The organism is Mycoplasma collis ATCC 35278 (assembly GCF_000701825.1).
In the GTDB taxonomy this organism is placed as follows: Bacteria; Bacillota_I; Bacilli_A; order Mycoplasmatales; family Metamycoplasmataceae; genus Mesomycoplasma_A; species Mesomycoplasma_A collis.
Window position 1 is genome coordinate 1 of the sequence record NZ_JNJY01000004.1, and the last position, 21,515, is coordinate 21,515.

Here is a 21,515-nt window from a genome sequence, read left to right on the forward strand (position 1 = left end):
GCTATAAACGCATTATTAAAAGAAAAACCATGAATAAATGTAAAAGAATCCAGAGTTTCTGCTATTAAAGCTATATTAGCTGCCTCTGCTAAAACAAAAAAAGATGATAGCAATTATAAACCTAATGGATTAAACTCAGTTTATGGTTCGGGTTTGATTGATTATAAAAAAATGAAAATTGCTGCAGATAATTTAAAAATTATTAGTGCAGGAAGAGAAAAACAAGGTGAATATGTTTTCGAAAGTAATAATTTATATTTAACTAGAGGTGAAAATATAAAAATTGCTTCTGCTTGAATGAATAATGGTGGAATTTTAAAAAACAAAGAAAATAGACCTATTCTTAGTTATAATTGATGAGATTTTTTAAATCCAATTGGACTTCTTCCTAAAACAATAGGAAAAATTCCTGGAGAAATAAAATGAAATCTTGAACACAATAATGAAGAATGATTAAAAAAAGATGAAGCTGAAAAAAGACAAAATAATAAATTTTTTATAGATTTTGATTTATATTTAGAAAAATGAAATGGCTATTTATGAGAAACAGTTAAATCAGTAACAGTTGTAAATAGTAATATTGAAGTGATAGATTATGATATTAATGAATCTGGAAAATATAGAATAAGAGTTAAAAAATATTCAAACATTTTTGAAAATTCAATAAATGATGTTTTAGCGGTGACATATGTTAAAAATTAAACTTAAAAAATTATTTTGCTATATTGGAGCGGTTTTAAGCTTAGGAAACTTTTGAACTTTAACTAGTTGTTCATATTTAATCGGAATTAAAGATAATAATACAGATGAAAGTACTCAAAATATTAGAGATTTATTGAAAAAATATAAAAAAGAAAATAATAAAAACTTTTTTTTAAATGAAAAACAAATTGATAAATTAAATGATGAAGCTGAAAAAATAATTTCAAAACATTATAATAAATGAAATATAACTAACAAAGGTTTTTATGGACCTTTATATATAGAAAATGGAAATGAAAAAAGAATAGAACTAATAAATAAACAAAATAAAATTTTTATTTCTTTAAAAGATGTTGAAACTATAATTGAAAAAAAACAAATAATTATAAAAAATGAAAAAGAATATAAAAAATATTTTCCAAATTATAAATTTAATAATAATTTAACTGAATTTTTTAAAACACATAACGTAATTGCGTTTTATTTATTAAGAGCTGATGTTTTATTTAATAGTATTAATCATATTTATCCAAAAAAAACAGGTGATAAAATCGAAATTTTTCGTTTTAACTTAAAGGATATTAATCTTCACACTCCCATAACCGCTAATATAGGTCAAGATTATATTTATTTTTTTCCTTATGAAAAAAAATATGAAATTGATTTTAAAAATAATGAACTTAAAACTTTAGAATCAATAGAATATTTGTATAAAATTAATGAAGAAAATGAACAACAAAATTAAATAATATATAATATTTAAATTTAAATTTTGGTAATAAAAACAAATAGAATCTAGGAGTTACTTATGTTAAAAATTAAACTTAAAAAAATGTTTTGCTATGCTGGAGCTATTTTAAGTTTAGGCGCACTTTGATCTTTAACTAGTTGTTCTTATATAGTAAAAAAAATATCAAATTTTCCTTCTGAAAATAAAATTTTGTATCCAAGTGATCGCAATTTAAATGAACTTTTAGAAAAATATAAAAAAGAAAATAATAAAAACTTTTTTTTAAATGAAAAACAAATTAAAGAATTAAATCGTAAAGCACGAAAAATAATTTCTAAACATTATGAAATATGAGATATAACTAATGAAAAATTATACGGGCCTAAATATTATTTATTAACTAATGAAATAAAAAACGAGCTAATCAACAAAAAGCAAGAATTCATTTCTCATGAAACAGTTGAAGATATTATTGACCAAAAACAAATAATTATTAAGAATTATAAAGAATATAAAAAATATTTTCCTAATTATAAATTAAATGATTATTTAATTAATTTTTTTAAAACACATAATTTAATTGCATTTCATTTATCTGAAGCGAATACTTTTTTTAATCATATTAATCACATTTATCCTAAAATGACAAATAATAAAATAGAAATCTGACGTTTTAATCTAATAGATGTTAATCGTTTTACTCCAATACGTGCAGATATAGATAATGATTATATTTTTTTCTTCCCTTATGAAAAAAAATATGAAATTGAATTTAAAAATAACCAGCTTAAAACTTTGGAATCAATGGAATTTTTATTTAAAATTAATGAAGAAAATGAAGAATTTTTAAAATAAATAACAATAAAAAAGAAAATCACTAGAAATAAATTAAAATTTTATTTTTGTTATAATTTATTAAAAATTTATTTTCAAAGGAGAATATGGTAATTTTAGGAATTGAATCGAGCCACGATGATACATCTATAGCTATATTAAAAGATAATAAAATTATAAAAAATATAATTTTAAGTCAAATTGAAATTCATAAAAAATATGGGGGAACAGTTCCTGAAATCGCTTCTCGTGAACATGTTCATAATATTGCTTTTATTTTTGAACAAATAAAAGCATATATTGAACTATCTGAAATTGATTATATTGCTTATACTAATAAACCTGGATTAATAGGAGCATTGCAAATTGGTTATTTATTTGCTAAAGCTATTGCTATAACTTTGGAAAAACCTTTATTACCTATAAATCACCTTATGGGACATTTTTTTTCCGTTGCTATAGATAATGAAATAATTTATCCTGCATTAGGTTTACTTGTCTCTGGAGGACATTCACAAATAATATTGGCGAAAAATAGTCAAAATATTGAAATAATAGGTGAAACTCAAGATGATGCCATTGGTGAAGTTTATGATAAATTAGCTAGAAAATTAAATTTAGGATTTCCTGGCGGACCAATAATTGATCAAATTTATCATTCACTAGATGATAAATTTGAAAGTAACATTAAATTGACAACTCCTAAAATTATTAATGAATTTGATTTTAGTTTTAGCGGTATTAAAACACAAGTTATTAATTTAATTAACAATTATCAAAATAAAAAAATAGAATTACCTATTAACGATATTGTTTTTAGTTTTCAGAAAACAATTGTTAATTATTTACTTAATATTTTTAAAAAAGCTCTTTTAAAATATAATGTAAAATCGATAACACTCTCTGGCGGTGTTTCTGCTAATAAATATTTAAGAAAAAAATTTCTATCTCTTCATACTAATGCTTTAGTTCCTAATTTTGAATATTGTACAGATAATGGAGCTATGATAGCTAAAGCAGCTCAAATAATTTATAAATTAAAATAAAAAAAACTAAATAACTAATTTAATTATTTAGTTTTTTTTATTTTAACTGTTGTCCAATATTTGTTTTTTTAATATACAAAGGTTTAATATTTAAAACGTTTTTTTCCAATTTAAAAACATTATTTTCAACTAAATTTTGAAAATTATTTAATAAATTTTGAAAATTAAAATTATTTTCAGTTTTTTTATTTATTATTTTAATTTCTGAATGAAGTTTACCATTTTTAGCAAATGCTTGGTAGCTTGTGTTACCTTTTGCATCAATTAAATATTCTTTTTTTTCTTGATTATCAAAAGATAATAAATTAAATGTGTTGGTGGAATAAATTTTAGCATTTGTTATTTGAACAATAGTTCTGATAAAAACTAGTCCAATTCTCACACCTGTAAAACTACCCGGGCCTAAATTTAGATAAAAATTTTTGATGTTAAATGCTTTTAATTTATTTGAATTTAATAATTCTAAAAATAAATCAGCTAAAATTTCCGCTTTTTGTTTAAGATTTTTTTTGATAATAAAGTCTATTAATTTAAATTCCTCATCAAATAATGCAATTATTAAATCTTCATTACAGCTATCGAAAAAAATATTCATAAATTAATTTAAATTTGTTATTTTATAAATTCTTTCATCAAAATTATCGCTAAAAAATATTTCTATTTTTAATTTTTTAGCATAATTATTAAATGAAATATTTTCCGCTCATTCTACGATAACTTTTTTATTATCAAAATAATCTTCAAATTCTTCAAGTGTTCCTTTTAACTTATAAGCATCAATATGAACTAAATTACTATAAATTTTCATTAAATTAAAAGTTGGTGAATTAACAGTTTCATTAATATTTAATCTTTCTGCTATTTTTTTAACTAACGTTGTTTTACCAGCGCCAAGTTCACCTGATAATAATAAAAATTGTCAATCTATTTCCATTATTTGATCAACAATTTTTGATATTTGATTTATATTACATTTAAACTCTAATGTTTTAAACATTTTGAATTTTAATATGATTTTGCAAAAATAACAAATCTTTTAGTTGGTTTTTTAGTAATAATACAAATACCTTCTTCAGCTTTATCAGAAAATTTAGATGTAACACATCTGCTAGTAGCCCCTGTTTCTTCTTGAATTCTTATTTCTTCTGCTTCATCACCATTAAATGGGGCTAATACAAAACGATTTTCTTTTATTTTTTCTTTAAATTCCTCATAGTTATCAACTTTTACTATGTTTTGTTCTAATCTTTTTTTAGCATTTAAATATAAATCATTTTGAATAACATCCAAAAGATAAATTACCATTTTTTTAACTTCATTGATATTAACTTTAATTTTTTCGTGTGTATCACGTCTTACTAATGTAACTTCATTGTTTTCAATATCTTTAGGTCCTATGTCAATTCTTAAAGGAACTCCTCTTATTTCAGAACGCGCTGATTTAAAACCAGGTTGGTTATCACTTTTATCTATTCTTACTCTAAAATTTTTAGATAATTTTTTATAAATTTCCGAACTTGCTTTTTTAATTTTAGGTGATTTATCACTGAAAAATTCTAAAATATCAATTTGAACTGGGGCTATTTTAGGCGGAATAATAATACCATAATCATCTCCGTGTGTCATAATTAAAGCCCCTATAACTCTAGTTGATAAACCAAAAGATGTTTGATATGCATATTCATCTTTATTTTCATTATTTTTAAAACTTATTTTAAAACTTTTGGAAAAGTTTTGACCTAAATAATGAGAAGTTGCTGATTGTAAAGCTTTACCATCTTTCATCATAGCTTCTAATGTATAAGTTGAAAAAGCACCAGCAAATTTTTCCTTATTAGTTTTTTTACCTAATATTGTTGGAATAGCTAAATATTTTTTAAAAAACTTTTGATAAATTCAAATCATGTTATTAGCGAATTTTCTAGCTTCAAGCGCATTATCATGAATAGTATGCCCTTCATGTCATAAAAATTCTGTATTTCTTAAAAAAGGATTTGTTGTTTTTTCTCATCTCATTACAGAAGTTCATTGATTATATAAAATTGGTAAATCCTTATAAGAATTTATACTTCTTTTAAATAAATCAGCAAATAAAACTTCGCTAGTAGGTCTTATATATAATTTATTTTGTAATTTTTTTTCACCTACTTGGGTTACAGTAACAAGTTCAGGAGCAAAACCTTTAATGTGATCTTTTTCAATTTGAATAAAAAAATCAGGAATTAAAGTTGGTAAATAAACATTTTGAATCCCCTTTTTTTTGAATTGTCCATTTAAAATAGTTTGAATATTTTCTCAAATTTCATAAGCAGAGGGTTTATAAATTATTGTTCCTTTAACTGGGCCATATTCAATTAGTTCACCATTTTTAATTACATCAACATACCATTTAGCAAAATTTTCATTAATTGGCGTTATTTTATCTAATTTTTTCATATTATTAATTTTAACATTATTTTTTAATTTTCTTAAATTTCTTGTTTTTTCTAAAATAAAAAATTATTTTTTTAAAAAAACAAGAAAAATTTATTTTTTACAATTTTTTTTACCGAAAATAGCCATTTATCAAAGAATTTTTGTAGTTTTTTAGTATAATTTTTAATATTATATTTTACTATGTAATTTATTATATAGTTTAGATTGAGGTTTTTATGATTTTTGATGATGATAAAGTTGAAAAAAAAGAAAATGAAATAAAAGAAGATGAGCTTTTTTATAATGATGAAGATGAAATAAAAACTGTTTTTAGTTCAAAAAATAAAGATGAAATTGAACAAGAAGCTGAAGAAGAAGCTCCACAAGAAAAAGAAGAATATAAAGTAAGATCACAAATATTAGAAAACGAGACTCAAGGAATAATTCCAAAAGATATTTCTAATGAAATGAGAAATTCATTTTTAGAATATGCAATGTCAGTTATTGTCTCAAGAGCACTTCCTGATGCTAGAGATGGACTTAAACCTGTTCACAGAAGAATTTTATATGGAATGAGCGAATTAGGGATAACAAGCTCAGTAGCTCATAAAAAATCAGCCAGAATTGTTGGAGATGTTTTAGGTAAATATCATCCACATGGTGATGCTTCAGTTTATGATGCTATGGTTAGAATGGCGCAAGATTTTTCATTAAGATATCCTTTGATTGATGGTCATGGTAATTTTGGTTCTATCGATGGTGATGAAGCCGCTGCAATGCGTTATACAGAAGCTAGAATGTCTAAAATAGCAATGTTAATGATTGAAGGTATTAAGAAAAATACTGTTGATTTTGTTGAAAATTATGATGCTTCTGAAATTGAGCCTACCATTTTACCAGCTAAATTTCCTAATTTATTAGTTTCAGGAGTTTCAGGGATAGCTGTTGGTATGGCTACTACTATAGCGCCACATAATTTAAGTGAAGTTATTAACGCTGTTATTGCTTTAGCTAAAAATAGCGAAATAACTACGCATGAGTTAATGAAACACATTAAAGGGCCAGATTTCCCTACAGGAGCAACAATTTTAGGAAAAAGCGGAATTATTAAAGCTTATGAAACAGGAAAAGGAAGTTTTTATTTAAGAGCTAAAACTAGAATTGAACAATTAAAAAGTGGAAAAAGCAAAATTATTGTTTATGAAATTCCTTATGAAGTTAAAAAGCCAATTTTAATTGAAAAAATCGCGCAATTAATTAAAGAAAAGAAACTTGAAGGAATAAGCGACATAAGAGATGAAACATCAAGAGAAGGAATAAGGGTTATAATTGAAATTAAAAAAGGCTTTATTCCTGAAGTTGTTTTAAATAATTTATACAAATTAACTTCTTTACAAATAAGTTATTCATTAAATATGATTGCTCTTGTTAAAAATGTTCCTAAATTATTAAATTTAAAACAAATTTTAGAAGTATATTTAGAACACCAAATCGATGTATTTACTAGAAGATTACAATTTGATTTAAATAAAGCACAAGAAAGAATTCATGTCTTAGAAGGACTTAAAATTGCAATCGAAAATATTGATGAAGTTATTAGAATTATTAGAAGTTCACATTCTGATGCTCAAGCACAAGAAAGATTAGCTCAAAAATTTAATTTAAGTCAAATTCAAACAAAAGCTATTATCGATATGAGATTAAGCAGACTTACAAATCTTGCTATTGAAAAATTAATTAGCGAAATGCAAGAGCTATATACAAAAATCAAAGAGCTTACTGAAATATTAGAATCTAAAGAAAAATTAATTAATTTAATTATTGAAGAATTAGAAGAAATAAAAACTAATTTTGGTGATGAAAGAAGAACTGAAATTAACGATTATGAAATGGGTGAAATCCAAGATGAAGATTTAATCCCTTCAGAACAAGTAGTTTTAACTTTAACTAATAATGGCTATGTAAAAAGAATTAATTTGGAAGAATATAGAATTCAAAATCGTGGTGGAGTTGGTTCAAATACTGCAACTACATATCAAGATGATAACCTTCATTCATTATTAATAACTAATACTCATACTGATTTATTAATATTTAGTTCCAAAGCTAAAGTTTATAAAATAAGAACATATAAAATCCCTGAACAATCTAAACAATCAAAAGGTATTCCTTTTATTAATTTAATTAATATTGAAAAAGATGAAAAAGTTGTTTCAATGTTTTCGATTAATGAATATAACGCGAATCAATCACTAATTACTGTAACTAAAAAAGGAATTATTAAAAAAACATTATTAGAACATTACGCTTCAATTAATTCGAAAGGAAAAATTGCTCTTAAATTAATAGAAGATGATGAATTAATTAAAGTTTTTGTCGCTAATGAAAATGATGAAATTTTAATAGCGGCTTCCAATAATAGAGTTGTAAGATTTGAAAATAATTCACTAAGAAATCTTTCAAGAAACTCAGCTGGAGTTAAAACAATAAAAATTAGTGATAATGAACAAGTAATTGGAGCTAATTCTTCTTCAGAAGGTAAATATATTTTAGCACTGGGTTCATTAGGATTTGGTAAACTTACTTCAATTGAAGATTATAGAAAAACTTCAAGAAATGCTAAAGGTGTTATTACTATTAATGGCAAAAAAGCTGGCGAACTTGTTTACTTTGCAGCTGTTAATGGAGATGAAGATATTTTAATTTTAACTAAAAAAGGAATTGCTTTAAGACTTAACTTATCACAAATTTCAGAAAGCTCTAGAAACACTAAAGGTGTTAAAATGATAACTTTAAAAAATGGTGATAAAATTAAATCAATAGCTGTAATTCCAGTTAAAGAAGAACCTGAAAAATAATATTAAAAAAATGAAATAGATTTATTTTCTCTATTTCATTTTTTTAATAATTTCATTTATTAAATTTATAGTTCAAAAACTTTATTTATTGATTTTAAATTTTTTACTCTTTCATTATAACCAGAAATAAGTTGACAAGCTACAAAATGATTGATATTATATTTTTGAGCAATTTTCAATATTTTTTCTTTTACTTGTGTTTCTGTTCCGTAAATAGTTTTATTTAAATTATCAATAACTCTTGTTTTTTCTTCATCATTTTCATAGTGATAATTTTTAATTTCGTTTAAAGTTGGAAAATGTAAAAATTCATTAAATTCATTTTTCCCTAAAATAAAATGACTAAATACATTAGCTAAGTTTTTTGCTTGATTTTCACTTTTTTTAATAATTATATTTATAGCGAATAATATATTTGCTTTTTCGTTATATTTTGCTTTTCAAATTTCATTATATTTTTTTAATGCATTTTCAAAAATTTCTCAATTATGATTTAGAAAAAATCCATATATAATTTTTAGTTTATTTTCTGCTGCAAAAATCGCTCCTTCTACAGAACTTACAAGCATATACATATCAGGGCTTTTGTTAGAAAATGGGATAGTTTTAACTTCATTTATAAATTTATTTTCTTTATCTCTAACATACAGCAATAATTGCTTAAATTTATTATGATAATCTACGATTGTATTCATTGATTTTTGAACCTTTTCAGTTCCTGGATTTGAACCCATAGCAAATTTAAATCTATTTTCATGTAATGAATTTAAAGTAAAAATATCTTCCGCGATTTTATATGATGAATGATGACAAAGTAAAAATCCTGCACTACCTATTTTAATTTTTTTTGTTTTATTAGCTACTTCCAACATAGCAAATGCTGGATTACTAAGCGCAAAAGCATTAACACTATGATGTTCGGAAAATCAAATACTTTCAAAATTGTATTTTTCGGCTATTTTAGCTATTTTTGAAATATTTTGAAGAGCAAATTCAGAATTTGAATTTTTATCAATAATTCCATATTCCATTAAACTAAATTTTAGTTTCATATTTTTTTCTCCTTTTTATTTACTAAAAAAATTTTAAATAAAAAGTTTAAATTTTAATATTAAAAAGTTTTTTTATTTTATTAAACTAAAATTTTTAATTTAAAAAAAATGAAAATTAATCTTTGTATAAGTAGAAAAGTTTTTTATATTTTGCTATATTTTACTCTCTTAAAACTCGCTAATTTTTTTCTAATTTTAGCATAAAATTATTTTTAAGAAAGTAAAAAAAATATTTTATTATTTTTAATATGCAAAAAATGTTTTTTTTTTTTTTTTTACAAGAAAAAAGAATATTTTTTTAATTGTTAAATTAAAATAACGAAAATAAACTTAATAATTATTTTATTAGTGAAAGGATGTACTGAATAAATGAAAAAATTAAAAAAACTTTCTTTTTTACTTTTAGGTTCTGCAGTTACCGCTTCTGCATTAACCGTAGTCGCTTGTTCTTCAAATAAAGTATTTTCTTATAATGAATTATCTGAAAAATTATTTAATGATAAAGCTGAAACATTAAGAAATGAATATTTTGATATTTTGAAAAAATACAACGAAAGTATTGAAACATTTGGAAAAGAATTTGATAAAAATCTTGAAGAATTAGAAAAATATCAAGATGAATTAAAAAAACTTGTGGATACGCAAGAGAAAACTAAAAAGGCTAAATCTAAAAATACAGAAGCTGATCAAAAAATCAAAGAATTTGAAACAAAATATAATACTATAGAAACAAATCTTTTAGAAGAATTAAGAAAACTAAATTATATTGTTAAACCTTATGAAAAAAGATTGAATAATTTATTATCTCAATTAAGAGTTGTAGAAGAAAATAATAGATATAAAACTATAAGACTTTTTCATACTAATGATGAACATGGTAGATTATTAACAGATTTTGGGAGATTTAATAAATATAGCGGAATGGAAGGTATTAATAACTTTTTATCAAATAAAGAGTTTGATTTACTATTATCTAGCGGTGATTTAATTCAAGGTCTACCTTTAAATGATTCAGATAAAGGTGAAACTATTTCTAAAGTTGCAAAAGCAATTTATTATGATTCTGTTGCTGTTGGAAATCATGAATTTGATTTTGATTTACCTCAAATTTTAAAATTAAATGGTGCAAATAGTAAAAAAGAATTTGATAATTCATTAGAAAATGAAGGTGGAACTCCATTTATTTCAGCTAATATTTATTATAATGAAAATGCTGGAGCAGATAAAAACGGTAAAAGAGTATTTAAACCTTATAAAATAAAAACATTAGAAAATGGACTTAGAGTTGCTATTATTGGAATTACAACTCCAGATACTGTTTATACTTCACACCCAGATCATTCAAAAAATGTTGAATTTAAAGATCCTAAAGAATCAGTTGAAAATGCAATTAAAGAATTAGAAGAAAAAGAAAAAGATGTTACTTTCTACATTGCAAGCGTTCATTTAGGAACACAAAGAAATAAAGCTGAATGATCTTCCGAAGCATTACTTGGAGTTAAAAAACTTGCTTTAATTCTTGATGGTCACTCTCACACTTACGTTCCTTTAGGGATAGGAGATGATTTAAAATTACAAGAAAAGAAAAATTTAACTCAAACTGAATCATATACTAAATTTTTAGGTGATATATCATTAGTATGAGATAATCAAGAGAAAAAAATTGTAAAAATTCATCAATCTTTAAGAGATATTAATCAAGTAGTTCATAGCCAAAATAAATATGTAGATTTATTAATTAAAAAACTAAAAGATAAATTTGATAAAGAAAATGATGTTGTTGTTATCCAAAATTTAGAAAAAGATTTTGCGCATATTGGTAAAACCAAAATTCCTGGAAGTGAAATAGAATTTAATACAGGTAGAGTTATGGCAACTGAATTAGGGGTGTTAGCTTCTGATGCTTTAGGTTATGCCTTTAATAAAGTTTATGAATCAAATAAAATGAGTGAAAATTTTAAAGATATGGCGCCTTCATTAGATAACACAATAGTTTTATCTAATGCTGGAGGACTAAGAGCTAACTTATCAAAAGGAAAAGTAACTAAAGCAGATTTATTAGCTATAAGCCCATATGGAAATAGAATTAAAGCTGCTAAAGTTAAAGGTTCTGTAATAATTAAAGCATTTGAAAATTCAGCTTCTAAAGGAACTGAAGGGGCATTCGCTCAATGATCATCTAATGTTTCATATAAAATGACAGTTACAAAAGTAACTGAGCCAAATGCAAATAGCGGGTTACCATTTAAATATACATTAGATGAAGCAAGTATAAAAATAAATGATAAAGCAATTGATAAAGAAAAATATTATTACTTAGTATCTAATGATTTTGTATTTGTTGGTGGTGATAATTATAAAATGTTAGATCTTCAAAAAGCTGATGTAAATAATGTAAAAGAAGTTTATGAAGGTGGATTATTAATTGAAGAAATAATAAAATTCATTAATGATATGTCTTCTGATCAAAAAGAAACAAATAAAGCTAAATTATTTGGTAAATTAATTAGTGAATATAAATTAGATGAAATTAAGAAAAAACAAATTGTTGAATTACCAACTGAAACAAATCAAAAATAATTTTTAAAAAAATAAGTACAAATACAAAGTTTGTACTTTTATTTTATATTTTTTTAATATAATTATTTTTTATTAGTAAGATAATTTATATAAATTAAAAGAGGAAAAAATGAAAAAAATAAAAATATTACATTTATTAAATGTCACACTTGCATCAAGTTTTATTTTTTATTCTTGTAATCAAAAAACAAATAATAATGATAATAATGGTAATGGGAATCCAAATAAAAATAACGATAATGCTAATTTTAAAAAAATTAATTTAAATATAAAAAATTTTTCAGATTTAAAAGGATTATTAATATAGAAATTAAACATAGATTAAAAGATAGAATTAATGCTCCCCAAAGCGAAATTGATCAATATATTCAAGCTGTTAATGGTTTTATAGGAGAAAATTTAAATAAATTTAAATATTTTGTTGATTTTTTAACTTTTTTAAGTAAATATAAATCAACTGGTGGAGTTCATGGAGGGGTTGAAAAAATCGAAATACAATTAATCTATTGAATATTAGGTAATTCTAAAGAAAATCCAAAAATCAAAGGTTGAGTTAAAGATATTGAAAATGAAGTTATAGACTTTTCTAATATATTAGAAAATGATAATTTTAAAACATTGTACAAAAATTTAAAAAATCATTTATTTATGGAACCTGAAAATGGATCAACAACTTCTAGTTATTCAGCAAGAGCTCTTGATAGTATTTATAATTTTTTTAATTTTATTAATACATTAACACTAACAAGTAATGTTGAAAAATTAAATATTTTAAAAACTAAAATCAGTTCATATTTTAATAACTTTATTGAAATAACTGAAAAAATAGATCCAGATCCAAGCCCTGTAGGAGCGCTAACTTTTGAATTTAATGATTATTTTTAAAAAACACCGTAATTTATGGTGTTTTTTAAAAATTTGAATAATAAAATTTTAAAATATAGATATAAAATACATTATCTTTTTTAATAAATTACAATTATTAATTATATTTTATTTTTTAATTTATAAAAAATAATTAATAGAAATAATTGGTAAATAATTAATTTTTTAATCAAATTTAATCATTTTAATTTTTTTCTTACAAAAAAAAAAAAAAAACATATTATGTAGAAAAAAAATTAAAGAGGTAAAATGAAAAAAAATAAATTATTATTCCCAATATTAGCATTAAGTTCTGTCGCTTTAGCGACAACAGTTGTAGCTTGTTCGAAAAATAATGATGATAGTAAAGATAATGATAATAAAGATGATGATAATAAAGACCAAAGTAAAACAATCGATATAAGCAAATTTGATAGAATTATTAGATTTTCTAGAAAATCTACTAAAGATAAATCTACACTTTTTTTTAATAATACTTGAAATAAATTTAAGTTGAGGAAAAATTATACAATTGTTTTAAAAGAAAAAAACGATGAGACTAAAACTAAAACATCTATATCAGATTATAAAAAAATTAGCGACACTATTGGTTATGGATTAACATTTGATTTTAAAGATGAAAATGCTCTTGAAGAAAAAGTTTATATTATTAGTTCAATAAAAGAAGAAAATAATGAAATTGAATTAATTGATCAAATTAATTTAACAACTGAAGAAAAAGAATTATCTATTCCTTTTGGCGCTAACAAAAATGCTAATAAAGTTTTAAAAAACTTCAATGTTGGTACCTTTAATAAAAATAACTTTAAAAAAAATAATTTACCAATTTTTGTTAATGGATTAAATGAAAAATATAGCAAAGAAGCAAAAGTTAAATATGAATTAATTATATCTAAAGGAAATGATTCACACACTAAACAAGCAAGTTTTTATGAAAATAAAAATAAAAATAAAATATTAAGATTTGATTTTGAAGCTTCAATTATTGAAGATGATGATGCTACATGGGAAATTAAATCATTTAAAAAATTAAAAGACGCAGAAGTCGCCAATGATCAAGAAATTGATATTTTAGCTGAAATAACTGACGAAAAATTAAAAAAAATTGTGATAAAAGGTAAAAATTCTTCTTCCAAAAAACCAAGTACTAAAAAAACTAATTCTTAGAAAAAAATAGTAATAAAAGCAAGATAGTTAAATAAAATTCTATCTTGTTTTTGTTTATTTTTTATAAAATTCAAAATTGTGAGGTATATAAATTATTTACTTTATTTAAATAGTGTTTTAAACAATATACTTTAATACTTATAAATTTATTAATTAGTAAAATGTTTCAGATAAAAACTATTAAAACACAATATTTTATTTTTAATTTCAGAATTAAATTATTAAAAAATGGAAAAATTACTACATTTAAAAAATTTATTTTAAAAACAAGATAATATTCAAAGCTATTATCTTGTTTTTAAAAATTTAATTTTGGTATTTTTATTTTTATGAAAGGTTTTAACAAAATAAAACTAGTAATAAAAAATATTAATAATGCTTTAAATTTTTAATAATGTTCTTTAATAATTATATAAAAGAATTTTTAATAATTATTAAAATTAAATTTTATTAATTCCCATAGTCTTTTTCAATTTTTTCTAAAAATTCAATTTTTTGTTCAAGAGTTAAATTACTTAGATTACTTGCATCAACATTGATTTTATATTTTTTATCGTATGCAAAAAATATTATATCTGATGTTGGTACTTGAGCTGGTTCAATCCCTGAAATGAAACTAAAATGAAATAATTTAACATTAATTTCATTATTTTTTTCATTTATCGTTCTATAAAATCGATTTTTTAGTAATCTATAATTATATTTTTTTCCTCATTTATCATAAAAAACCAAAATATTAAATTTTTGAAAAAATTTATTAATATCTAAATTTTTGAAATTTTCTTTGAAATAAAAATTTTTATCAAAATATTTTAAAAATTCATTTTTATTTTCAACGGTGAAAAATTTATTTTCTTGAATTTTATCTAAAAATTCTTGTTTGAATTTTAAATTTTTATTATCCAGAATTTGATTTTTATAAAGTTCAGCGCTATCTCAAATAAATAAATCTATTTGTTCTTTTTTATAATATTTTTCAAATAAAGAATCTAAGTTTTCTTTTACTTTTTCATATCTTTCAATGTTTTTATAATATCATTTTTTATCTTCTTTTAATTCATTAAAATGTAAAAGTTCTCCACTTTTGAATTTACGATATTTTTTATTTTCATCTATTTTTTGATGACTACATGAAATAAATGAAAATAATGGTATTAAGGTTAAAATTAAACATAAAGCTTTAAAAAATTTTTTAATTTTTAACATAAGTTACCGCCAAAATATCATCAATTAAATTTGTTATATTATTACCATATTTTTTAACACTTATTCTATATTCCCCAGATTTGTTAACATTAAAATCTATAACTTCAACATTGCTATTAACTACAGTTATATTTTTAACAACTTTTCACTCACTTCCATTTCATTTTTCTAATGCTAAATCATAATCAGTGAAAAATTTATTATTTTGTCTTTCTTTATTTCCTTTAATATTTAATCTTTCTTCATTTAAATGAGTTGCTTCTCATTTTTCAATTTCTTCTTTCAAATCTTTATCATTTTCTTTTGAAAATCAGTTGGATGGATTTATTCATCATCATCAATTATTTTGTTTTTTTTTCTTCTTTCGGTTTTGCTTCTATATTTTTTAAAATTCCTGCACTAGATGTTCACGCTGAAGCGATTTTAATTTTTTCATTTTTATTTAAATAAATGACATCACTTATAAATGCATAAGTATTTGTGTTTTCACTGCTAATTTTAATAGGTGTTATATAATTCGATTCACCAACTAAAATTTCTTTTTTTCTAATAATTATTTTAGATAAATTTTTATCTTTTTTTGTATCATTGCTTATGTAGTTTGTATTATTTAGGCTAAATGATAGTGTTGTAACACTCAAACCCATTAATAAAATAAAAAGATTAATTAATTTATTTTTAAATTTTCTTTTCATTTTTAAATTTTACTATATTAAAAAATAATTAATATTAATTAATAATAAAAACTTAAAAAGTTGTAAAAAAGTATTATTAATATTTTGATTTTTAAAATTCTTTTATGTGACAAAATCTTTTTATTTATACTCATAAAAATTTAACATTAATTTTAAATATTTATTTAAAAATGATTAACAATGGTAAAAATACATTAAAAAAATTGATTTTTTTTATAGAATTTTTAGTAATTAAAAAAGATATAAAAAAAAGCAAGTTACTAACTTGCTTTTTTATAAATAAATAATTTTATTTTTTAAGTTTTTCTAATTGATGAACAGCACTTCTAGCAGCTTCTCATAATACTTCACTAAATGTTGGATGAGGATGAACTGCTGATGCTATTTCGTAAATTGAAATTTCATTTTCCATAGCAAGAACTACTTCAGAAATTAAATCAGTTGCTGTTCCACCAATAATGTGGCAACCAATAATTTCTCCATATTCTTTATCAATAATGAATTTAGCAAATCCTTTAGATTCATTAGCTGCTAGTGCTTTACCAATAAATGCAAATTGGTGCTTTACACTAATAAAATCTAATTTAGCATCTTTTGCTTGTTGTTCAGTAAGTCCTAATGTGGCAATCTCAGGACTTGTATAAATACAAGCTGGTACAGTTTTAGGATTATATTTAACTTGTTTTTTAAGAATGTTGGAAACTGCTATAATAGCATGACGATAGGCAACATGTGCTAGCATTGCTTGCCCTACAACATCACCAATTCCATATACTCCTTCAACGTTGGATTCACAAAATTCATCAACAACTAATTCTTTTCTAGAACCTAGTTTAATTCCAACTTCTTCTAAATTTAAAGAATTAGGTACTCTTCCAACAGAAACTAAAGTAACATCAGATTTAATTCCGTGCTCTTTACCATCTTTTTCATAGAAAAGAATATCATTTTCAAATTTAGTTGTATTAGCATTAGTTATAACTTCAACATTTAATTCTTTTAAATCGTTAGAAACTTGTTTAATAACATCACTATCCAACATTGCTAAAACAGAAGGTAAATTTTGAATAATTGTTACTTTAGTTCCAGCACTTGCAAAAATTTGAGCAAATTCAACTCCAATAACCCCTCCACCAACAATAGTTAATGAATTAGGTCTATAGTTAAGATTAATTGCTTGTTTTGAACTAATTAATTTACCAGAAGCATAACCTTGTTCAAATCCTGGGAGATTTAAAAGACGATCACTTGATCCTGTAGCAATAATAATATTTTTAGCTCTATAAACTTTTGAATCAACCTCGATTTCGTGAGCTCCTACAAATTTAGCGTTTCCAAAAATAGTTTTAACTTTATTCATTCGCATTAAAGCTTGAATTCCACTTGTAAGTTGATTTACAACTTTATTTTTACGCTCATGCATTTTAGTTCAATCAATTTTAAAATCAGCTTTTCCAATTATTCCAAAGCTTTCTGCGCTTTGTACATAGTGCATAACTTCAGCAGTTTTTAGTAATGCTTTAGTTGGAATACATCCAACATTTAAACAAACTCCACCTCAAAATTCTTTTTCAACAATTAAAGTTTTAAGCCCTGCTTTTCCAGCTTCTTCAGCAGCTAGATAACCACCAGGACCTGATCCTACTACAATTACATCGAATTCTTCACTTACTGGTTTATTATAAATTTTCCCTGTTTCTTTTCCTGGTTTTGTAGCACTAGCACTTGGACTTTGTTCAGTTTGTTGCATTTTAGCTGCTCTACGAGCTGCTAAACGATTTGGCGCTTTTTTCTCAGTATTTGCTTGTGGCTTGCTTACAAATGCTGAAAGATCGAAAAGTTCATTAGATACTTTAACCTCACCAACAACAGAAGCTCCTGCTTCTTCTGCTGGTTCTTCTTTGGCCTCTTCTTTAACTTGTGTTGAACTTGGCTCTTCAACATCACCACTTCCATCATCAATATGATAGATTTCTTGACCAACATGAATAGTATCTCCGACCGCCATTAATACTTTAACAATTTTTCCAGTTGCTGGAGAAGGGATATCAGAAGTTACTTTATCAGTTTCAACTGAAAAAAGTGAATCTCCTTCTTTTACTTCATCACCTTCTTTTTTATATATTTCAGCTACTACACCTTCGTGTAGTCCTTCACCTATATCGGCAAATTTAAACTTATGCATAAAATTATAATACTCCTAAAACTTCAGGTTTTTCTAATAATTCTTTAATTCTGTAAATGAATCTTCCAGCATCAGCTCCATCAATTCATCTATGATCAGCTGATATTGTAATGTTCATAACTTTTCCAGGTTTAATTTCACCTGTTTTAGTAACAATTGCTTTATCAACAATTGCACCAACACCAGCAATCGCTAATTCTGGATAGTTAATAACAGGAGTTCCAAAAAGCGCTCCTACTGAACCATAGTTTGTAATTGTAAATGAACCTTGTTGCATTTCGGCAGGTTTAATTGTTTTGTTTCTTGCAGCTAAAGCAAGGCGATTAATTTCAAGTGCTAAAGAAGTCATAGATAATGTGTGTGCATCTTTTACAACAGGCACCATCAATCCAGCTTCAGTATCAACAGCAATTCCTAAATTAATAGTTGAAGGATAAACTAATTCATTAGCTGCTTCATCATATTTTGCAGCCATAATTGGAAATTCTTTTAATGCTAATAAAATTGCTTTGGCAATAAAAGGTAAAAAGGTTAATTTTACCCCAGCAGATTTTTGCACATCTTCTAAAATTTCTTTTCTTAAATTTCATAATCTTGTTACATCAATTTCATTAACTAAACTAAAGTAAGCAACATTATCTCTTGAATTAATCATAGCTTTAGCAATTGCTTTTCTAATTGGTGCAATTTTAACTCTTTTAGCTTCAAATGCTGAACTTGAAACAGTTGCTTGAGAACAAGATGATTGGTTTGGACAACTAGAAACTTCAGTGGCTTGTGATGATGTTTGTTGTGTTGATTCACTAACTTGATTACTTACAGGGTTTTGACTAAATGCTAGAACATCTTCTTTTGTTATTCTATTATTTGGTCCAGAACCCTTAGTAATTAAACTAATATCAATTCCAAGTTTTTTAGCCATTGCTTTAGCAATGGGTGTAATCAATGGTTTTGTCATTTTTTCCCTTTCTGTTTATTTTAAATATTAATTAAAAACATTAAAAATTTTATATTATTTATTTATTTTTTTATTAAAAAAATTATTAAAATTATTCTCAATCAACAACTTCGATAATTTTTGCTACAACTTTATCAGCTGTAATAGCATGGTAATTTTCACCACGAGCTAATGGAACTGTAATGTCATATCCAGTTAATCTAGCTAAAGGAGCTAAAGCTGAATCGAATGCTTTTTCATTAACTCTTGTAATAATTTCTGATGAAACAGAGAATGATTTAACAGCTTCATGAACTACTAATAATCTTCCTGTTTTCTTAAATGATTCAACAATTGTTTCTGTATCAATTGGTTTAATTGTTCTTAAGTCAATTAATTCAACACTAATATCTGGACGTTTTTCTTTTAATTCTTTAAGAGCAGCTAAACATTCGTGAACTTGTGCACCATAAGTTACAACAGTAATTGATTCTCCTGGAACTAAAATATTAGCTTTTCCAATTGGCACTTCATAAATTCCTTCTGGAATTTCTTGCTTAAATGAACGATAGATTTTTTTAGGTTCTAAGAAAACAACCGGATCTGGATCGTTAATAGCAGCAATTAATAATCCTTTTGTATCATAAGGAGTAGAAGGCATAACCACTTTTAATCCTGGAACATGAGCAAACATAGCTTCGATTGCTTCGGAGTGGTGTTCTAAAGCTCTAACACCTCCAGCCATAGGCATTCTTAATACTAAAGGAATAGTAACTCTTGATCTAGTTCTATTTCTATATCTAGCAGCGTGTGTCATTAATTGTTGGAACGCTGGATAAGCAAATCCTTGGAATTGCATTTCAACAACTGGTTTTAGTCCATTAATAGCAGCACCAATTGCAACCCCCATAATACCTGCTTCAGCAATAGGAGAGTCAAATACTCTTTCTACACCATGTTTTTTTTGTAAACCTTCAGTAGATCTAAAAACTCCCCCTTCAAAACCTGCATCTTCTCCTCAAAGAACAACAGTTTTGTCTTTTTCCATCATTAAATCAAGAGCATTTGTAACTGCACCGATATTATTTAAAGCAATTTTTTTATCTGACATTATTTAGCCTCCTTTGATTTAAAGTATGCAACAGCTTCTTGCTTTTGTTCTTCTAATTCTTCTGGAAGTGTTTCATATGTATGATCAAATATTTCTTCAATTGAAACATTTAATTCTTTTAATGATTCATTATATTGTTCTTTAACATATTCAAGAGCTTCTTCTCACATTTTTGTTTTTTCTTCTTCGGTTAAGTATTTGTGATCAAAGAGATATTTTTCAAATCTGTGGAATGGTTCTCATTTTTCATTTTCTTTTTCCACTTCTTCAGTTCTATAAATTCTTGGATTATCTGAAGTTGTATGTGGACCTTGTCTTCAAGTTATAAATTCTACTAAAACAGGACCATTACCAGCTCTAGCGAATTCAACTGCTTCTTTCATTACTACATATGAAGCAAAAAAGTCGTTTCCATCAACTCTAATCCCTGGAATACCTGCTGCATGTGCTTTTGCAGCAATAGTTTCAGAACCTGTTTCTAAGTGATCAGGTGTTGAAATTGATCATTGGTTATTGTTTACGCAAAATACTGTTGGTCATTTTCAAATTGAAGCAAAGTTCATAGCTTCATAAAATTCACCTTCAGCTGTCCCACCATTACCAATAAATGAAACAGAAACAGCTTTATCTCCTCTTAATTTTGAAGCATAAGCAATACCTGCTGCATGTGAAGTTTGTGTTCCTATTGGAATATTAATTGGTAATAAATTAATTCCTTCAGGAACTACATTACCTCTTTCATTACCATTTCAGTATAATAATTGATTTTTCATAGGCATTCCCATGTATAACATAGTTGCATTTGATCTAAATGCAGGAACAAATCAATCTTGTTTTTGTAATACCATAGCAGATGCTACTTGTAGAGCTTCTTCTCCAAAGTTAGGTGCAAATGTTAACATTCTTCCTTGTCTTTGAAGTTGTGTCATATAAGTATCTTGTTGTCTTGATAAAACCATTGTTTTATAAGCTTTGATTAATTCATCTTTTGATAATTTTGGATCAAATGATTTATCAACTGATTTAATTCAGTTTCCATCAATATCAACAAAACGAATTAAATCTTTTTTTGTCAACATTACATGATTTGGTTTAACAAATTTAAATTCCAT

19 protein-coding genes and 1 pseudogene are annotated in these 21,515 nt (G+C 24.2%); 9 read left to right on the forward strand and 11 right to left on the reverse strand.

Annotation, left to right across the window (positions count from 1 at the left end; translation table 4 throughout):
- From T403_RS04475 to tsaD, 4 genes and pseudogenes are all read left to right on the forward strand, one after another.
- A pseudogene (locus T403_RS04475) lies at positions 1 to 702 on the forward strand (S8 family serine peptidase); the annotation flags it as partial.
- Positions 689 to 1,447 carry a hypothetical protein gene (locus tag T403_RS0101470; protein ID WP_033161054.1) on the forward strand — a complete coding sequence of 253 codons (759 nt, stop codon included), beginning with the start codon at positions 689 to 691 and terminating at the stop codon, positions 1,445 to 1,447. The pseudogene T403_RS04475 and the gene T403_RS0101470, both read left to right, overlap by 14 nt.
- Positions 1,448 to 1,510: 63 nt before the next feature.
- Positions 1,511 to 2,287: a hypothetical protein gene (locus tag T403_RS0101475; protein ID WP_033161055.1), complete on the forward strand. Its 777-nt coding sequence runs from the start codon at positions 1,511 to 1,513 to the stop codon at positions 2,285 to 2,287.
- Positions 2,288 to 2,373: 86 nt separating this feature from the next.
- Complete coding sequence (tsaD, locus tag T403_RS0101480; RefSeq protein WP_033161056.1) at positions 2,374 to 3,312, forward strand: tRNA (adenosine(37)-N6)-threonylcarbamoyltransferase complex transferase subunit TsaD; 939 nt, start codon at positions 2,374 to 2,376, stop codon at positions 3,310 to 3,312.
- A 37-nt stretch (positions 3,313 to 3,349) separates the two neighbouring features.
- On the opposite strand, the gene tsaB is transcribed toward tsaD, so the two are convergent.
- From tsaB to proS, 3 genes are read right to left on the reverse strand one after another with little or no spacing between them, the layout of a single operon-like run.
- Entirely contained in the window at positions 3,350 to 3,907 is a 558-nt protein-coding gene (gene tsaB, locus T403_RS0101485; RefSeq protein ID WP_033161057.1) for a tRNA (adenosine(37)-N6)-threonylcarbamoyltransferase complex dimerization subunit type 1 TsaB, read from the reverse strand.
- 3 nt (positions 3,908 to 3,910) lie between these two features.
- Entirely contained in the window at positions 3,911 to 4,309 is a 399-nt protein-coding gene (gene tsaE, locus T403_RS0101490; RefSeq protein WP_033161058.1) for a tRNA (adenosine(37)-N6)-threonylcarbamoyltransferase complex ATPase subunit type 1 TsaE, read from the reverse strand.
- An 8-nt stretch (positions 4,310 to 4,317) separates the two neighbouring features.
- A complete protein-coding gene (gene proS, locus T403_RS0101495) occupies positions 4,318 to 5,748 on the reverse strand; it encodes a proline--tRNA ligase (RefSeq protein WP_033161059.1) in 1,431 nt (476 codons plus the stop codon).
- A 215-nt stretch (positions 5,749 to 5,963) separates the two neighbouring features.
- Here proS and gyrA point away from each other — a divergent pair, with 215 nt between their 5' ends.
- Positions 5,964 to 8,585, forward strand: coding sequence for a DNA gyrase subunit A (gene gyrA, locus T403_RS0101500; RefSeq protein ID WP_033161060.1), 2,622 nt, complete (start codon positions 5,964 to 5,966; stop codon positions 8,583 to 8,585).
- 65 nt (positions 8,586 to 8,650) lie between these two features.
- Here the strand turns inward: gyrA and T403_RS0101505 are convergent, their stop codons facing one another.
- Complete coding sequence (locus tag T403_RS0101505) at positions 8,651 to 9,637, reverse strand: MsnO8 family LLM class oxidoreductase (protein WP_033161061.1); 987 nt, start codon at positions 9,635 to 9,637, stop codon at positions 8,651 to 8,653.
- 369 nt (positions 9,638 to 10,006) lie between these two features.
- Between T403_RS0101505 and T403_RS0101510 the strand changes: the two genes are divergently transcribed.
- The 4 genes from T403_RS0101510 to T403_RS0101525 all read left to right on the forward strand — a co-directional run bounded on the left by T403_RS0101510 (position 10,007) and on the right by T403_RS0101525 (position 14,269).
- Positions 10,007 to 12,217 (forward strand): bifunctional metallophosphatase/5'-nucleotidase, encoded by a 2,211-nt coding sequence (locus T403_RS0101510; protein ID WP_033161062.1) that lies wholly within the window; start codon positions 10,007 to 10,009, stop codon positions 12,215 to 12,217.
- A 109-nt stretch (positions 12,218 to 12,326) separates the two neighbouring features.
- Complete coding sequence (locus T403_RS0101515) at positions 12,327 to 12,524, forward strand: hypothetical protein (protein ID WP_033161063.1); 198 nt, start codon at positions 12,327 to 12,329, stop codon at positions 12,522 to 12,524.
- Between the two features lie 341 nt (positions 12,525 to 12,865).
- The gene (locus tag T403_RS0101520) at positions 12,866 to 13,102 is read left to right on the forward strand and encodes a hypothetical protein (RefSeq protein WP_156933536.1); all 237 of its coding nucleotides are present in this window, start codon (positions 12,866 to 12,868) and stop codon (positions 13,100 to 13,102) included.
- A 249-nt stretch (positions 13,103 to 13,351) separates the two neighbouring features.
- Entirely contained in the window at positions 13,352 to 14,269 is a 918-nt protein-coding gene (locus T403_RS0101525) for a hypothetical protein (RefSeq protein WP_033161065.1), read from the forward strand.
- 450 nt (positions 14,270 to 14,719) lie between these two features.
- On the opposite strand, the gene T403_RS0101530 is transcribed toward T403_RS0101525, so the two are convergent.
- The 7 genes from T403_RS0101530 to pdhA all read right to left on the reverse strand — a co-directional run bounded on the left by T403_RS0101530 (position 14,720) and on the right by pdhA (position 21,515).
- Positions 14,720 to 15,475, reverse strand: coding sequence for a hypothetical protein (locus tag T403_RS0101530; RefSeq protein ID WP_033161066.1), 756 nt, complete (start codon positions 15,473 to 15,475; stop codon positions 14,720 to 14,722).
- Positions 15,462 to 15,761, reverse strand: a complete 300-nt coding sequence (locus T403_RS0101535) for a hypothetical protein (protein ID WP_051619046.1) — start codon at positions 15,759 to 15,761, stop codon at positions 15,462 to 15,464. The genes T403_RS0101530 and T403_RS0101535 overlap by 14 nt, the downstream gene beginning before the upstream one ends.
- 55 nt (positions 15,762 to 15,816) lie before the next feature.
- Positions 15,817 to 16,170 carry a hypothetical protein gene (locus T403_RS0101540; RefSeq protein WP_033161067.1) on the reverse strand — a complete coding sequence of 118 codons (354 nt, stop codon included), beginning with the start codon at positions 16,168 to 16,170 and terminating at the stop codon, positions 15,817 to 15,819.
- Positions 16,171 to 16,459: 289 nt separating this feature from the next.
- Positions 16,460 to 18,355 (reverse strand): dihydrolipoyl dehydrogenase, encoded by a 1,896-nt coding sequence (lpdA, locus tag T403_RS0101550; RefSeq protein ID WP_033161069.1) that lies wholly within the window; start codon positions 18,353 to 18,355, stop codon positions 16,460 to 16,462.
- 4 nt (positions 18,356 to 18,359) lie between these two features.
- On the reverse strand, positions 18,360 to 19,313 hold the full coding sequence (locus tag T403_RS0101555) for a 2-oxo acid dehydrogenase subunit E2 (RefSeq protein WP_033161070.1): 954 nt from the start codon (positions 19,311 to 19,313) through the stop codon (positions 18,360 to 18,362).
- A 91-nt stretch (positions 19,314 to 19,404) separates the two neighbouring features.
- Entirely contained in the window at positions 19,405 to 20,403 is a 999-nt protein-coding gene (locus tag T403_RS0101560) for an alpha-ketoacid dehydrogenase subunit beta (RefSeq protein WP_084273833.1), read from the reverse strand.
- Positions 20,403 to 21,515 carry a pyruvate dehydrogenase (acetyl-transferring) E1 component subunit alpha gene (gene pdhA, locus T403_RS0101565; protein WP_033161072.1) on the reverse strand — a complete coding sequence of 371 codons (1,113 nt, stop codon included), beginning with the start codon at positions 21,513 to 21,515 and terminating at the stop codon, positions 20,403 to 20,405. The genes T403_RS0101560 and pdhA overlap by 1 nt, the downstream gene beginning before the upstream one ends.